The sequence below is a fragment of the Allobosea sp. 47.2.35 genome, assembly GCF_024655635.1.
Taxonomy (GTDB): domain Bacteria; phylum Pseudomonadota; class Alphaproteobacteria; order Rhizobiales; family Beijerinckiaceae; genus Allobosea.
Map to the genome: position 1 here is coordinate 32,926 of NZ_JANLGI010000012.1, position 14,073 is coordinate 46,998.

The following is a 14,073-nucleotide window of genomic DNA, read 5'->3' on the forward strand; positions in this document are numbered from 1 at the left end:
GCCTCACCGCCAGCGCAGTTCCGCCAGCGGCGTCACCGGCAGCGGCCAGTCGGTCCACATGCCCTCCAGCGCGGCATTCGCGACCGTGATCTTCGGCAGGATGAACAGGAAGCCGTTGACCGCATCGCGCGCCAGCTTCTCCTGCGCCTGCTTGTAGAGCGCGTAGCGCTCCGCTTCCGGCAAGGTCACCGCGATCTTTGCCATCAGCGCGTTGAACTCGGGGTTCTTGTACTGGAAGTAGTAGGTGTCGCGCGCGTAGATATCGATGTCGAGCGGCTCGGTATGGGCGATGATGCTGAGGTCGTAATCCTTGTTGCGGAAGACACGCTCCAGCCATTGCGGGAATTCCAGCGGCTCGATCGCCGCGTTGATGCCGACCTGCGCGAGCAGCGCCGCGACGATCTCGCCGGAGCGGCGGGCATAGGAGGGCGGTGGCAGCTTCAGCGTGCAATTGAAGCCGTTCGGGAAGCCGGCCTCCTTGAGCAGCGCCTTGGCCTTGGCGGGATCATAAGGGTACGTGCCGGTCAGGTCGACATAGGCCGGATGCAGCGGCGAGAAATGGCTGCCGATCAGGTTGACGTCGAAGCCGTAAACGCCGAGCGCGATGGTCTTGCGGTCAAGCGCATGCGCGATGGCCTGCCGGACCTTGAGGTTGTCGAAGGGCGGCTTGGCGTTGTTGGTGCCGAGCACCGTCTCGCCCTCGGTGCCGCCGATCGTGACCTTCAGCTTGGCATCGGCCTTGAGCTGCGGCACGGCCTCCGGCGCCGAGAGATTGGTATGGGCGTCGACATCGCCGGCCCGCAGCGCCGCGACCTGCGCCTGCGGATCGGACATGAAGCGGAAGGTCGCCTTGGCCAGCGCCGGCTTCTCGCCCCAGTAGCCGTCGTTGCGGGCGAGCTCGAGCCGGTCGCCGCGGTTCCAGCGCACGAACTTGAACGGGCCGGTGCCAACCGGGTTGGTCTTGTTATTGGCGGCCGTGGCCGGCGCCACGATCACCGCATCGCCCCAGGCAAGACCGAAGAGGAAATTCGCCGTCGGCTGCTTCAGCTTGATCACCACGGTTGCCGGGTCCGGCGTCGTGATCTCGGCGATAGGCGTGAAGAGCTGGCGCTGGGCATTGGTTGAGTCGGTCGCGACCGCGCGCTCGAACGAGAACTTCACCTGCTCGGAGGTGAACGGCGTGTCGTCGTGGAACTTCGCGCCCTGCCGCAGCTTGAAGCGGTAGGTGACGTTGTCGTCGGCGATCTGCCAGCTCTCGGCAAGGCAGGGCTGCAGCTTGCCGGTGCGGTCGATCTTGACCAACCCCTCGAAGATATTCTGCAGCGTCACCTCGCGGATCGCCTGCGCGGCGCCGGAGGTCGGGTCCAGCGTCGGCGGCTCCAGCGTCTGGGCGATGGTGACGCTGTCCTTCGCCTGGGCCAGCGCGACGATGGGGAGCTGCGCCGCCAGCGCTGCCAGTCCCGCCCCTGCCAGGAGTTCACGCCGCGTCGTCATGTCCATCGCTCCGATGCTCGTTGCGGCGCGAAGATGGCGCGGGAAACGCGGCGAGCGCAAGCCCGCCCGCACCGCAATCCCCGTTGGGCAAAAGCCCTCGTCTGGCGCACTAGTATACCAGGCGATTGACCCCTGCCGCGCCCGGCTCTAGAGATCGGTGCGACCGATGGAGATGCCCATGCTGCTGCACGATGATCGCCTCTTTCCCGCCGATCCGGTGACGCGCGGCATCGCGCGCCGGCTCTTCGCCACGGTCCGTGACCTGCCGATCATCTCGCCGCACGGCCATACCGATCCGCGCTGGTATGCCGAGGACAACGCCTTTCCCGATCCGGCGACCCTCTTCGTCAAGCCGGACCACTACATCTTCCGCATGCTCTATTCGCAGGGCGTCCGGCTGGAAGAGCTCGGCATCAACAGAAAGGATGGTGGGGAGGTCGAGACCGATCCGCGCAAGGTCTGGAAGCTCTTCGCCGATCACTGGCACCTGTTCCGGGGTACGCCGACGCGGCTCTGGTTCGAGCACGCGACCTCGACCGTCTTCGGCATCAACGAACGCTTGACGCCTGAGAATGCCGACAAGATCTACGACAGGATCGCCGCGAAACTGGAAGAGCCGGAGCTGCGCCCGCGCGCCCTGTTCAAGCGCTTCAACATCGAGGCGATCAGCACGACCGAGGGCGCGCTGGACGATCTGCGCTGGCACGACATGGCCCACAATTCCGGCTGGGACGGCAAGGTCGTCACGGCCTATCGCCCTGACAGCGTCGTCGATCCGGAATTCGAAGGCTTTGCCGACAATCTCGAGAAATTCGGCGAACTGACGGGCGAGGATATCGGCAGCTGGACCGGCTATCTCGCCGCCCATCGCAAGCGGCGCGCCTATTTCAAGGAGCGCGGCGCCACCTCCTCCGACCATGGCCATGCCACGGCCCGCACCGCCAATCTTTCGGATGCGGAGGCCGAGAAGCTCTATGCCAAGATCCTGAAGGGCAAGGTCTCGGCCAAGGACGCCGACCTGTTCCGCGGCCAGATGCTGACGGAGATGGCCAAGATGAGCCTCGATGACGGGCTCGTCCTGCAGATCCATCCCGGCTCCCATCGCAACCACAATGCCGCGCTATTCGAGCATTTCGGCCGCGACATGGGCTGCGATATTCCGACCGAGACCAATTACGTGGAAGCGCTGAAGCCGCTGCTCGACGCTGTCGGCAATGAGCCGAACCTCACCGTCATCGCCTTCACGCTCGATGAAACCGCCTATTCGCGCGAACTCGCCCCACTGGCCGGTCACTACCCGGCGCTGCGGCTCGGACCAGGCTGGTGGTTCCTCGATGCGCCCGAGGCCATGCTGCGCTTCCGTGAGCTGACGACGGAAACAGCCGGCTTCTACAACACCGTCGGCTTCAACGACGACACCCGCGCCTATCTCTCGATCCCCGCTCGCCACGATGTCGCGCGGCGCGTCGACTGCGCCTATCTCGCCAAGCTCGTGGCCGAGCACCGGCTGGAGGAGGATGAGGCCGCCGAGGTCGCCTATGACCTCGCCTATCGCCTCGCCAAGGAGGCCTACAAGCTGTGACCCGCCTCTCCGCTTCCAGCCTCGCCGGCCTGCCGGCCTCGGTCCGCCGCCCGACCTATGACCGCGCCGCACTCAAGCCCGGCATCGTCCATCTCGGCCTCGGCGCCTTCGCCCGTGGCCACCTCGCCGAGTATACCGAGGACGCGCTGGAGAAGCGGCTCAGTGCCTGGGGCATCGTCGGCGCCAGCCTCCAGCGCCCCGACCAGCGCGACCGGCTGCAGCCGCAGGACGGGCTCTACACACTGCTCAAGCTCGCCCCGACCGGGCCGGAATTGCGCGTGATTGGCTCGGTGCTCGACGTCCTCGTCGCGCCCGAAAGCCCCTCAGCACTCATCGCGAGGCTGGCAGCACCCGAGACCCGCATCGTCTCGCTCACCGTCACCGAGAAGGGCTATTGCCACGATCCGGCGACCGGCAGGCTCAAGGCCGACCATCCCGATATCGTCCATGATCTCGCCAATCCGCTCGCGCCGCGCTCGGCCGTCGGCATCCTCGTCGCCGGGCTGAAGGCCCGCCGCGATGCGGGCCTCGGGCCGTTCACCGCGCTCTGCTGCGACAACCTCCCGTCCAACGGCCATGTCCTGCGCGGCCTCGTCCGCGATTTCGCGGCGCTCACCGATGACAAGCTCGCCGCCTGGATCGAGGCCAACGGCGCCTTCCCGGCGACGATGGTCGACCGGATCGTCCCTGCCACGACCGATGCCGATATCGCCGAGGTGGCCCGGCTGATCGGCGTCGAGGATGCCGCTCCGGTCATCGGCGAGCCCTTCCGGCAATGGGCGATCGAGGACGTCTTCGCCAACGGCCGCCCGGATTGGCACGAAGTCGGCACCCAGATGGTCTCGGAGGTCGCGCCTTTCGAGTTCATGAAGCTGCGCATGCTCAACGGCGCGCATTCCTCGCTCGCCTATCTCGGCTATCTCGCCGGCCATGAGACGGTGGCCGAGGCCAGTGGCGATCCCGTCCTCGCCCGCTTCCTCGAAGGGCTCTGGGCCGAGATCATCCCGACCGTGCCGGCCCCGCAGGGCGTCGTGTTGGCGGACTACGCCAAGGCGCTGCTCACCCGCTTCCAGAACCCGGCGATCCGCCACCGCACCTGGCAGATTGCCATGGACGGCTCGCAGAAGCTGCCGCAGCGCCTGCTCGGCACGATCCGCAAGCGGCTGAAGGCGGGAGCCCCAATCGACCACCTCGCGCTCGGGGTCGCCGCCTGGATGCGCTACGTCACCGGCACCGACGAAAAGGGCAGTGCCATCGATGTCCGTGATCCGCTGGTCACGGAGCTGAAGCGCCGCGCGGAAACTGCTGGACGCGATGCCAGGGCGCTGGTCGAGGCGCTCACGGGCATCGAGGCGATCTTCGGAACCGACCTGCCGGGCGACCTTCGGTTTACAAAACCGCTGACCGCTCACCTCGCCTCACTCCTCGACAAGGGCGCGAAGGCGACGGCGGCGAGCTTGGGCTGAAACTATCCCGCCATGCTCGCGACAAGCCCGAGCATGGCGGCAAGGTCTTGATCCGTATCCGCATCCCACGCCACATAGGCGCGATGCTTCGCGCGCTCACCCTTGCAATCTCGCTCCTTACCGCCGCCACGGCCCTGGCGCAGGAGCCGCCGCGCATCGCCATCCCCAATCTCTGGGACCCGCGCATCCGGCTCGACCGGCCGGAGCCCGGCCCGCCGCGCGTCGTGCGCTTCCTCGCCGATGACGATTACCCGCCCTTCCATTTCGCCGGGCCGGACGGTGCATTGACCGGCTTCTCGGTCGAGCTCGCCCGCGCGACTTGCGAGAAGCTGGCCTGGACCTGCACGATCCAGCCGCGCCGCTTCGATACGCTGACCGACTCGCTGGCCGAAGGCCGTGGCGACGTGCTCGCCGCCGCGATGAACCTGACGCCGGCCCTGCGTGAACGCTTCGCCGCGAGCCATCTCTATTTCCGTGCCCCGGCGCGCTTCATCACCACGCGCGGCAACGCTCGTGTAGCGCTCGACGGTGCGGCTCTTCAGGGACGGCGCGTCGCGGTTGTCTCCGGCACGGCGCATCTCGCCTTCCTCGAACGGCTCATGCCCTTCGTGCAGCGTCGCGAAAGCGCCAATCTGAATGCCGCGATCGCGGCGCTTCGCAGCGGCGAGGCGGAATATGTCTTCGGCGATGGCGTGGCCCTGTCGCTGGCGCTTGCCGGCAGCGGCGGCGAATTCGCCTTCTCGGGCGGCCCCTACCTGGAAAGCCGCTATTTCGGCGAGGGTGTCGCCTTCCTGCTGCGCAAGGACGAGCCCGCCCTGAAGCGCGCGATCGATTATGCGCTGCAGGGCCTCTGGGACGACGGCACCTATGCCCGTCTCTATCTGCGCTTTTTTCCGGTCAGTCCTTATTGACCGTCAGGGCGCGTTGCTGGCCAGCGCCTGCTTCGCCACCGCCGCGAGCCAGCCGGACGCTGCCGGCAGGATCTCGTCATTGAAGTTGTAGCGATCGTTGTGCAGGTCGCCGCCATTCACCGAGGGGCCGTTGCCCATCCAGATGTAGCAACCGGGACGCTTCTCCAGGAAATAGGCGAAATCCTCGCCGGTCGTGCTCGCCTTCATGTCGCGCCGGACGGGCAGGCCGGCGGCCTCGCCGGCAGCGGCGGCCATGTCCTCTTCCGCAGGCGTGTTGATCGTAGCGACGCCATAGGTGAACTCGACCGCGGCCGTCATCTCGAAGGTCGCGGCGATGTTCTCGGCAATGCCCTTGAGACGCGCCAGCAAACGGTCGCGCACGGCCGGAACGAAGGTGCGGAACGTGCCCTCGATGAAGACATTGGTCGGTATCTGGTTGGAGGCAAGTCCGCCATGGACCTGACCGATCGAGACCACCGCCGATTCCATTGGGTCGACATTGCGCGAGACGATGGTTTGCAAGGCGACGATCAGATGCCCCATCGCGACGATCGGGTCATGGGTCTGTTCCGGCAGCGCCGCGTGGCCAGCCTTGCCCGTCAGCGTGATCTTGAAGCGGCCGGGCTCGGACATCACCGGGCCGCGATGCACGGCGACGGTGCCGGCCGCGAGCCCCGGCCAGTTATGCAGCGCGAAGACGCGCTCCATCGGGAAACGCTCCAGAACGCCGTCCGCGAGCATGGCGAGCGCGCCGCCCGTGCCCTCTTCCGCCGGCTGGAAGACGAACTGCACCGTGCCGCTCCAGCCGTCATCGGCCTTGAGCAGCGCCGCTGCGCCGAGCAGCGAGGTGGTGTGCCCATCATGGCCGCAGGCATGCATCACATTGGGCGTCTTCGACTTGTAGGGGAGATCGTTGACCTCCTGGATCGGCAGCGCGTCCATGTCAGCGCGTAAGCCCACGGTACGCTCGGACGAGCCCTTCCTCAGCGTCGCGACCACACCGTAACCGCCGACATTGGCGACGAAAGGCACGCCGAGTTCGGTCAGCTTCTCCTGCACGAAGGCACTGGTCATCTTCTCCTCGCGCCCGAGTTCGGGATGGGCGTGGAGATGGCGTCGCCAGGCGGTCAGCTTGTCGAGCAGGTCGCGGTCCAAGGCGGGCATCCTTTCAAGGCGTCGTCGAACTGGAAAAAGGCGAGGCAGACCCTATACGGTCATGCCGAGCCGGCAAGGCGCTTTGCGCGAGGGCCGCACCCTCGTTTGCCGCATCTCAAGTGCCTTCTCGCATTGACGGCACCCTTCGCAATCTGCGAAAGCCGGCTCTTCGCATAAGCGATATCGCTTTCTCACTCAGGAGAGGACACCGCCCCTCATGCCCGCCTTCGACGCAGCCCTCGTTGACGCCGCCCAGCGTTCGGCCGCCTGGCCGTTCGAGGAGGCGCGCAAGCTCGTGGCCCGCATCGAGAAATCCGGCAAGAAATCGGTGATCTTCGAAACCGGCTACGGCCCTTCCGGTCTGCCGCATATCGGCACCTTCGGCGAGGTCGCGCGCACATCGATGGTCCGCCACGCCTTCCAGGTGCTGACCGGCAACACGATCCCGACGCGGCTCGTCGCCTTCTCAGACGACATGGACGGCCTGCGCAAGGTGCCGGACAACGTGCCCAACAAGGAGCTGCTCGCGGCCAATCTCGGCAAGCCGCTGACCGAGGTGCCGGACCCGTTCGGCACGCATGACTCGTTCGGCCGCCACAACAATGCGCGGCTCTGCGCCTTCCTCGACAGCTTCGGCTTCGACTACGAGTTCAAGTCCTCGACCGACTCGTATCGTGCCGGCGAGTTCGACGCGACGCTGCTCAAGATGCTCGCCCGCTACGACGCCATGATGAAGATCATGCTGCCGACGCTGCGCGAGGAGCGGGCCGCGACCTATTCGCCCTTCCTGCCGATCCACCCGAAGACGCGTATCGTCATGCAGGTGCCGATCGACGAGGTCGATGTCGAGGCCGGCACCATCGCCTGGACCGATCCCGACACGAAGGAGCGCTTCGTCTCCCCGGTCACCGGCGGCCATGTGAAGCTGCAATGGAAGCCGGACTGGGCGATGCGCTGGGTCGCGCTCGGCGTCGATTACGAGATGGCCGGCAAGGACCTGATCGACTCGGTCAAGGTCTCCTCGCAGATCGCGCGCGCGCTCGACGGCACCCCGCCGGACGGCTTCAACTACGAGCTCTTCCTCGACGAGCAGGGCCAGAAGATCTCGAAGTCGAAGGGCAACGGCCTGACCATCGAGGACTGGCTGACCTATGGCCCGCCGGAGAGCCTGGCGCTCTACATGTTCCAACGCCCGCGCGAGGCCAAGAAGCTGCATTTCGACGTGATCCCGCGCGCGGTCGACGAATATCTCCAGTTCCTCGGCGGCTACGAGAAGCAGGACTGGAAGAACCGCCTCGGCAACCCCGTCTGGCACATCCATGCCGGCAATCCCCCGGCGCCGGAGGTCATCGCCTCGGGCGAAGGCGACAACACCGTCCGCACGCAGGTCACCTTCGGCCTGCTGATGAACCTCGTCGCCGTCGCGAATTCCGAGGACAAGGCCGTGCTCTGGGGCTTCCTCCAGCGCTATGCGCCGGGCATGTCGCCGGAGACGCATCCCCGCCTCGACGCGCTGGTCGGCTACGCGATCGCCTATTTCCGCGATTTCGTGAAGCCGGCGAAAAACTATCGCGCGGCCGACGAGGTCGAACGCAACGCCTTCACCAAGCTCGACGCCGCCTTGGCAGCCCTGCCGGCCGATCCGACGCCCGAGATGGTGCAGGACACGGCGCTCGACGTCGCCCGCGCCATCCCGCGCTACCAGAACCTCACCGCCAAGAATGCGACGCCGGAGCGGCCGGGCGTCTCCGGCGACTGGTGGAAGGCGATCTATCAGGTGATGTTCGGGGAGGATCAGGGCCCGCGCTTCGGCTCCTTCGCCGCGATCTACGGCCTGCCCAATACCCGCGCCCTGATCGCCAAGGCGCTGGCCGGCGATCTGGTCAAGGAACACGCCGCCTTCCTCGCGGCGCGCAAAGCCGACTGACGAACCGACGGAGCCTGCCATGACCATTCCCGACGACGCGCTCGCGGCGCTGGCGGAGGTGGTTGGCTCCGGTGGCCTGCGCAGCGGCGAGGCGATCCCCGCCCGCAACCGCAAGGACGCCTCGAAGGCCGAAGAGGGCCTACCGGCCCTCCTCGTCATGCCCAGGACGACGGAGGAGGTTGCTGCGGTGCTGGCGATCTGCTCGCGGCATGCGTTTCCCGTCGTCGTCCAGGGCGGTATGACCGGCCTGGCTGGTGGCGCGGCGCCGCAAGCCGGCGAAGTCGCGCTCTCGCTCGAGAAGATGACCGGCGTCGAGGAGATCGATCCGGTGACGCGGACCATGACCGTGCTCGCCGGCACGCCGCTCGCGGTCGTGCAGGAGAAGGCGGCGACTGCCGGCTTCCTCTATGGCGTCGATCTCGGCGCGCGCGGAACCTGCACCATCGGCGGCAATGTCGCCACCAATGCCGGGGGCGTGCAGGTGCTGCGCTACGGCATGACCCGCCGCAACGTGCTCGGCTTGGAAGCGGTGATGGCCGATGGGCGCATCGTCAGCCATCTCAAGAAGGTGGTGAAGAACAATGCCGGCTATGACTGGACGCAGCTCTTCATCGGCAGCGAGGGCACGCTCGGCATCGTCACCCGCGTGCTGCTCGCCCTGCAACCGGCAGTCACCGGCACGCAGACCGCGCTCTGCGCCGCCGGCAGCGTCGCCAATGCGCTCGCGGCGCTCAACCGCCTTGAAGGCCAGCTCGGCGGCGGTCTGCTCGCCTTCGAGGCGATGTGGTCGGAATACATGAAGGCCGCGACCGAGCAGGGCGGCCTGCCCGTTCCCTTTGCCGGGGAGCCCGAACTCGTCCTCGTCATCGAGGCCGCGATGGGGCCGGGCAGCACGGGCGAGGAGACCTTCGCCGAAGCCTTGGCCGAGCTGGCGGAAGAAGGCTTGCTCGACGATGCCCTGATCGCGCAATCCGGCCGCGACCGGCAGCGCTTCTGGGCCTATCGCGAAGCAAATTACGAGTTCTATCGCGACCTGCCGCCCGGCGTACATTTCGACGTCAGCATACCGCTCGGCGCCATGGCGGATGCGGTCGCCCTGCTGCGCCAGCGGGTCAAGGCGCGCAGTGCCACGGCCTTCCCGATCGTCTTCGGCCATCTCGCCGACAGCAACCTGCATCTCTCGCTCCACGACGAGACCGGCGATCTCTCCGGCTTCGCCGAGATCGTCTACGAGCTCGTCCGCGAGAAGCAGGGCAGCATATCGGCCGAGCATGGCGTCGGCGTGCTCAAGCGGCCCTATCTCGGCATGAGCCGCTCGGATGCCGAGCTCGCGCTGATGACGACGCTGAAGCGCACGCTCGACCCCGGCAACATCCTCAATCGCGGGCGCATCCTGCCGGCCTGAGCGGCGACTTTAGGGCTATGGCGCCGAACGAGCGGCTCTGCCAGACTCACGCACCATGACGGATCGGGGAATGCGCAGGGCATGATCGACGAGATGACGCCTGACCAAGCCATCGAGCGTGCCATCCGCGCGCGCCGCGCCATCCGCGCCTTCCTGCCCGATCCGGTCGAGCCAGCCCTCGTCCGCCGCCTGATCGACCTGGCGGCGCAGGCTCCTTCCGGCACCAATATGCAGCCCTGGAAGCTCCGTGTGATCGGCCCGCAATCGCGCGCTCGCCTCGAAGCCGCGCTGCTCGGCGCGCTCGATGCCGGCGGGCGCCCCGGCGTCGAGGAATACCGCTACTATCCCGCGCAGTTCCGCGAGCCATATCTGGCGCGCCGCCGCAAGGTCGGCTGGGACCTCTACAGCCTGCTCGGCGTGGTGAAGGGCGATACCGAGGGCATGAAGCGCCAGACCGCCGCCAACCTGCGATTCTTCGATGCGCCGGTCGCGCTGATGCTGACCATCGATCGCGATCTGGAGATCGGCTCCTGGCTCGACCTCGGCATGTTTATCCAGACCCTGCTGATCGCCGCACAGGGTCACGGGCTCGATTCCTGCCCGCAGGCGATCTTCGCGCAGTTCCACCCGATCGTCCGGCGCGAGCTCGAAATCCCCGAGGACGAGGTCGTGGTCTGCGGCATCGCCATCGGCAAGGCCGATCCCGACGCCCCGGCCAACCGCCTCGTGCCCGAACGCGAGCCGGTCGAGGGCTTCACAACCTGGCTGGATTGAAGCGCGTCAGACGCCCGTCTGTGCCGCCGCATCCTTCCGGAACAGCTTCACCACCGGCCCGACCAGCCAGTGCATCGCGACGATGGTGAGGCCGCCGACGATCACACCGAACACGGCCGCGAGCGCCGCCCCGGCCAGCCATTCGCCGGCACCGGCCAGCGCTGCCGGCAAAGCGCGCCCTGCCGCGACCGCGAGATCGTGGACGCCATGGCCAAGGCCGCTGAGGCCATATTCTTCCAGCCCATGGATGATGATGCCGCCACCGACCCAGAGCATCGCGGCCGTGCCGACCACGCCGAGCAGGTTGAGGAAATGCGGCATGGCGACGACGAGGCCGCGTCCGAAAGGCTGCGTCAGCCATGACAGGGCGCGGTCGAGCGCTCCCGCCTCGCCGGCTTCCAGCCGCCGCAGGCCGAGCAGGCTCGTCGCCGGCCGCTGGTTGGCGGCAAGTGCCATGCCGGCATCATCCGCCTTCACGATCAGCGCGACGACGCCATAGACCACGACGGTGATGCCGATGCCGACGATGGCGAGCACCGACGCCTTCATCCAGAAGGACTGGTCGGCGACGCCGGCCAGCGTGATCGCCATGATCTCGGCCGAGAGGATGAAATCCGTCTTCACCGCACCAGCGATCTTCTGCTGTTCGAGCGCCGCCGGATCGCCGGTCGCCTCGCCGGCCTTGCCGTCGCCATGGGCACCATGCGGCATGACCAGCTCCAGGAGCTTCTCAGCGCCTTCGAAGCAGAGGAAGACGCCGCCCGCCATCAATAGTGGCGTGATCGCCCAGGGTGCAACCAGCGCCAGAACGAGCGCGCCGGGCAGCAGGATGAGCAGCTTGTTGCGCAGCGAGCCCATCGCAATCCGCCAGATGATCGGCAGCTCACGGGCGGCAGCGAAGCCGACGGCATAGCGCGGCGTCACCGCCGCGTCGTCGATCACGACGCCGGCAGCCTTGGCTCCGGCCTTGCCGGCCTGTGCGACGACATCGTCGACGGAGGACGCCGCGATCTTGGCGATGCCGGCGACGTCGTCCAGCAGCGCAAACAGCCCCGAAGCCAAGCGGCTCTCCTCGGAAGGTTATCGGATCAGGCGAGGATAGAGCGGTTTTCGCTCATCGCAATGACAGCGCGCCCCATCACCCCTTCAGGCTGGCGAAACCCTTACCCTCTGCCGCGAGGCGCCGGAGCAGCGGCGCCGGCTCCAGCGCCTTGTCACCGATCTCGACAACCTGCGCTTCCAGCCGCTTGACGATGACGTCGAGCCCGACGCTGTCAGCCCAGAACATCGGCCCGCCGCGCCAGGCCGGCCAGTTATAGCCGTTGATCCAGACGATATCGATGTCGCCCGGCCGCGCCGCGATGCCCTCCTCCAGGATGCGCGCGCCCTCGTTCACCATCGGGTCGAGCAGGCGAGCGAGAATCTCCTCCTGCGTGAAACTGCGCCGCGTCACGCCCTGCTCGGCCGAGATGCGGGCGATCAGCGCCTCGACCTCGGGGCAGCGCTGGCCGGCGCGCGCGCCTTGCGGATAGATGTAATAGCCGCGCCCGGTCTTCTGGCCGAACCAGCCGGCCTCGCAGATCGCGTCGGCCACCGCGGCCTTGAGACCGCGCGCCTTGCGTGAGCGCCAGCCGATATCGTTGCCGGCGAGATCGGCCATGGCGAAGGGCCCCATCTTGAAGCCGAAGCCGACCAGCGCGGCATCGACCTCATGCGGCAGGGCACCGGCGACCAGCAGGCGCTCGGCGGCGCGCGTGCGCTGCTCCAGCATGCGGTTGCCGACGAAGCCGAAGCCATTGCCGACCACGACCGGCACCTTGCCGAGCTTGCGGCCGAGCGCGACGGCGGTCGCGATGGCATCGTCCGCCGAACCCTTCGGCCGAACGATCTCCAGGAGCTTCATGACATTGGCCGGGCTGAAGAAATGCATGCCGATCACATCCTGCGGGCGCTTCGTCGCCGCCGCGATGGTGGGCACGTCGAGATAGGAGGTGTTGCTGGCAAGGATCGCGCCGGGCTTCGCCACCTTGTCGAGCTCACCGAAGATCTGCTGCTTGACGCCCATCTCCTCGAAGGCCGCCTCGACCACGATATCGGCGCCGGCCGCAGCCGCGAGCCCGACCGCCGGCTTGATCAGCTTCATGCGCCCGGCCTTCGCCTCCGGCGTCAGCGATCCCCGCGAAACCGAGATGTCGTAGATCGCGCCGATGCGGTTGACGCCATTGTCGAGCGCGGCCTGCGCCGTCTCGATCAGCGTTACCGGGATGCCGGCATTGGCGAAGCACATCGCGATGCCGCCGCCCATGGTGCCGGCGCCGATCACGGCCGCGCTGGTGATCTCGCGCGGCTTCACCTCAGGCCCGATACCGGGAACCTTCGCGACCTCGCGCTCGGCGAAGAAGACATGGCGCAGCGCCTTCGAACGCTCGTCGACGAGCAGCGACAGGAAGAGCTTGCGCTCCACCGCCGCTCCTTCCGCGAAAGGCAGCATGAAGCTCGCCCGCACGGCCTCGACCAGCGCCGGCACGTTTGGCATGCCCTCGGCCTTCTTCACGGCGTCCTTCGCCAGGGCCTCGAAAGCCTCGCGGTCCGCTTCGGTCAATTCGCCGGTGGCTGCGCTCGTCACCGGGCGTCGCCCCTCCGCCGCCAGCGCCTCGGCCAGCCGGATCGCGGCGGCCATGACATCGCTGGAAACCACCTCGTCGAGCAAACCGTATTCCAGCGCCTTGCCAGCCGAGATCGGCTCGCCCGAGAGCATCATCGGGAAGGCCTTGGCCGCCCCGATCAGGCGCGGCAGGCGCTGCGTGCCGCCGGCGCCGGGAATGAGCCCGAGCTTGATTTCGGGCAGGCCGAGCTTGGCTGCCGGCAGCGCGACGCGCCCATGGCAGGCGAGCGCGACCTCCAGGCCGCCGCCGAGCGCGACGCCCTGGATCGCCGCGACGACCGGCTTGGTTGACGCCTCGATCGCGTCGAGCAGATCAGGCAGCAACGGCGGAGCCGGAGGCTTGCCGAACTCGCTGATGTCGGCGCCGGCAATGAAGGCCTTGCCGGCGGAGGCGATGACGATCGCGGCGACCGCCTTGTCGGCATTGGCTTGCTTGATGGCGCTCGCCAGCCCTTCACGCACGGCCGCGCCCAGAGCGTTGACCGGGGGGTTGTCGATGGTGGCGATCGCGACCTTGCCGCGAACTTCAAGCTGAACCTTCGTCATCGACGTCTCCGCAATCCCTATCTTGCGCCCGACTCGCAAGCCAAGGCAGCGAAGGCGTCTGGGCAGGCAAGGGAGAATCCGGGCCGCGCGATGTCAAGCGCCGGTCGGCGACGAAAGGCGCATCCGGCCTCGCTTGACCCCCGGCGAA

At 67.5% G+C, this 14,073-nt stretch carries 10 protein-coding genes; 6 read left to right on the top strand and 4 right to left on the bottom strand.

All coding sequences use genetic code 11. The features are described 5' to 3' along the window. Positions 1–3: 3 nt before the first annotated feature. Positions 4–1,494: an ABC transporter substrate-binding protein gene (locus NUV79_RS15595; protein ID WP_257734016.1), complete on the bottom strand. Its 1,491-nt coding sequence runs from the start codon at positions 1,492–1,494 to the stop codon at positions 4–6. A 178-nt stretch (positions 1,495–1,672) separates the two neighbouring features. Between NUV79_RS15595 and uxaC the strand changes: the two genes are divergently transcribed. The 3 genes from uxaC to NUV79_RS15610 all read left to right on the top strand — a co-directional run bounded on the left by uxaC (position 1,673) and on the right by NUV79_RS15610 (position 5,453). Continuing rightward, entirely contained in the window at positions 1,673–3,076 is a 1,404-nt protein-coding gene (gene uxaC / locus NUV79_RS15600) for a glucuronate isomerase (protein WP_257734017.1), read from the top strand. Continuing rightward, positions 3,073–4,542, top strand: coding sequence for a mannitol dehydrogenase family protein (locus NUV79_RS15605; RefSeq protein ID WP_257734018.1), 1,470 nt, complete (start codon positions 3,073–3,075; stop codon positions 4,540–4,542). The genes uxaC and NUV79_RS15605 overlap by 4 nt, the downstream gene beginning before the upstream one ends. 83 nt (positions 4,543–4,625) lie before the next feature. Beyond that, positions 4,626–5,453, top strand: a complete 828-nt coding sequence (locus tag NUV79_RS15610) for a transporter substrate-binding domain-containing protein (protein WP_257734019.1) — start codon at positions 4,626–4,628, stop codon at positions 5,451–5,453. A 3-nt stretch (positions 5,454–5,456) separates the two neighbouring features. Here the strand turns inward: NUV79_RS15610 and NUV79_RS15615 are convergent, their stop codons facing one another. Then, the gene (locus NUV79_RS15615; protein WP_374679279.1) at positions 5,457–6,608 is read right to left on the bottom strand and encodes an amidohydrolase; all 1,152 of its coding nucleotides are present in this window, start codon (positions 6,606–6,608) and stop codon (positions 5,457–5,459) included. A gap of 217 nt (positions 6,609–6,825) precedes the next feature. Between NUV79_RS15615 and NUV79_RS15620 the strand changes: the two genes are divergently transcribed. The 3 genes from NUV79_RS15620 to NUV79_RS15630 all read left to right on the top strand — a co-directional run bounded on the left by NUV79_RS15620 (position 6,826) and on the right by NUV79_RS15630 (position 10,714). Further along, a complete protein-coding gene (locus NUV79_RS15620; RefSeq protein WP_257734021.1) occupies positions 6,826–8,535 on the top strand; it encodes a lysine--tRNA ligase in 1,710 nt (569 codons plus the stop codon). Positions 8,536–8,554: 19 nt separating this feature from the next. Further along, complete coding sequence (locus NUV79_RS15625) at positions 8,555–9,940, top strand: FAD-binding oxidoreductase (protein ID WP_257734022.1); 1,386 nt, start codon at positions 8,555–8,557, stop codon at positions 9,938–9,940. A 93-nt stretch (positions 9,941–10,033) separates the two neighbouring features. Further along, entirely contained in the window at positions 10,034–10,714 is a 681-nt protein-coding gene (locus tag NUV79_RS15630) for a nitroreductase (RefSeq protein WP_257734023.1), read from the top strand. A gap of 6 nt (positions 10,715–10,720) precedes the next feature. Here NUV79_RS15630 and NUV79_RS15635 read toward each other — a convergent pair whose 3' ends face one another. Together NUV79_RS15635 and NUV79_RS15640 are read right to left on the bottom strand one after the other, a co-directional pair. Beyond that, positions 10,721–11,776: a DUF808 domain-containing protein gene (locus tag NUV79_RS15635; RefSeq protein ID WP_257734024.1), complete on the bottom strand. Its 1,056-nt coding sequence runs from the start codon at positions 11,774–11,776 to the stop codon at positions 10,721–10,723. A gap of 76 nt (positions 11,777–11,852) precedes the next feature. Further along, positions 11,853–13,925: a 3-hydroxyacyl-CoA dehydrogenase NAD-binding domain-containing protein gene (locus tag NUV79_RS15640; RefSeq protein ID WP_257734025.1), complete on the bottom strand. Its 2,073-nt coding sequence runs from the start codon at positions 13,923–13,925 to the stop codon at positions 11,853–11,855. Positions 13,926–14,073 lie beyond the last annotated feature (148 nt).